Below are 258 nucleotides of genomic sequence, written 5' to 3' on the forward strand. Positions count from 1 at the left end.
CGATGGCGGAGGGGAACCACGCGTTCCCATACCGAACACGACCGTTAAGCCCTCCAGCGCCGATGGTACTTGGACCGCAGGGTCCTGGGAGAGTAGGACGTCGCCAAGCAGGTGTTTATCACCTATAATAACTTTTGCATTATGCAAAAGATTTGCTCCTTGAAAACTGGATAGCGAAAGAATGAAACATCCTTAAGCAATTATTGAATGTTTGCGAAGGTTGTTTCGAGTCTGGTGCGACTTTTGCGCGTTTATTTC

General features: G+C 48.1%; 1 rRNA gene. It reads left to right on the plus strand.

Annotated elements, in window-relative coordinates:
* Nucleotides 1–109 (plus strand): 5S ribosomal RNA (gene rrf / locus M3194_RS31070); the annotation flags it as partial.
* Nucleotides 110–258 lie beyond the last annotated feature (149 nt).

The sequence above is a fragment of the Paenibacillus glycanilyticus genome (assembly GCF_023715145.1).
GTDB lineage: Bacteria > Bacillota > Bacilli > Paenibacillales > Paenibacillaceae > Pristimantibacillus > Pristimantibacillus glycanilyticus_A.